Origin of the sequence: Shewanella sp. SM95, assembly GCF_025653595.1 — a bacterium.
GTDB classification, from domain to species: domain Bacteria; phylum Pseudomonadota; class Gammaproteobacteria; order Enterobacterales; family Shewanellaceae; genus Shewanella; species Shewanella oncorhynchi.
In genome coordinates this window covers 1-1,255 of record NZ_JAKKSE010000056.1, presented here as the reverse complement: position 1 = coordinate 1,255, position 1,255 = coordinate 1, and the positions used below count along the sequence as shown (strand labels likewise).

1 protein-coding gene is annotated in these 1,255 nt (G+C 41.7%); it reads right to left on the bottom strand.

Translation table 11 applies throughout. The features are described from left to right. Positions 1–3: 3 nt before the first annotated feature. Positions 4–1,181, bottom strand: a protein-coding gene (locus L5M29_RS23595; protein WP_263170345.1) for an IS3-like element ISSba5 family transposase whose coding sequence is annotated in 2 segments (ribosomal slippage) — positions 4–923 and positions 923–1,181 — 1,179 coding nt in all. Because the reading frame shifts where the segments join, the coding sequence is not laid out codon by codon here. Between the last annotated feature and the right edge of the window lie 74 nt (positions 1,182–1,255).

The following is a 1,255-nucleotide window of genomic DNA, read 5'->3' as shown; positions in this document are numbered from 1 at the left end:
TGGTCAAGTAAAATTGGCCACGATTTTAGAGTCATTCCAATATAAACGTTCTGACTCATTTGGCGTTAACCCACCATTATATTGATGGGGTCTGGTCTCACTGTAATATCCAGTGATGTAATTTGTGATCTCTTTATCTGCTTCTGTAAAATTCCCATAACCACTTACGGGTATCCACTCAGATTTCAAACTTCTAAAGAAACGCTCCATTGGTGCGTTATCCCAACAATTCCCGCGACGACTCATACTTTGCTCAATCTGAAGACGCCATATTAATTGTCTGAATTTCAAGCTTGTGTAATGCGAACCTTGATCGCTGTGATATATCACATTCTCAGGCTTACCTCTTAACTCAAATGCCATTTTCAAAGCTTTACAGGTCAGCTCACTATCTGGTGATAATGACAAAGCCCATCCAAYAGGTTTGCGGGAAAATAAGTCTAAAACAACGGCTAGATAGGCCCAGCGATTACCGACCCAAACATACGTCACGTCGCCACACCACACTTGATCTGGTTGAGTTACTGCAAACTGTCGATTAAGCGTATTGGGAATTGCAATATGCTCTTGTGTCGCTTTCCGATAAGAATGCTTAGGCTGCTGACAGCTTAATAACCCAAGCTTTTTCATTAGATTACGGGCTCGATAACGACTGAGACCAATCCCTTTATTAGTCACTAATTGCGCTATCGTTCGCGCACCGGCAGAGCCATGACTAATACGATGTGCGGCCTTCACTTCACTGCATAAAATAGTAAAGTCTGCATCAATATGTTCTTTTCTTTTTAGCCAATACTTATAGCTACTTCGATGTACTTTGAATGCATTACAAATTGTGAGAATAGAGTGGCTCTGCTTGAGTGCGCTGATTAGCGTAAATTGTTCATCGAGTCTGACATCAAGAGAGCGGTAGCCTTTTTTAGGATAAGATTGTGCTCCTCAAGACGAGCTATTTGCTTCTTCAGCTCACGGATTTCAATTTGTTCAGGGGTAATCGGAGATGCTTTTGGTGTGCCACCCTGGCGTTCTAGTTTTAACTGTCTCACCCATTTATCCATAGTGGACTTACCTACGTTCATCGCCTTTGCAGCTTCGATGATGCTATGGTTTTTATCGAGGACTAATTGGGCTGCTTCAAGTTTGAATTCAGCACTAAATGTTTTTCTGGTTGTCGATCTCATGTGTTCACCTAAAGTCATCTACGAGGTAATAATATCACCTCTATTTAGGTGGCCAAAATTAGTGTGCCACTACA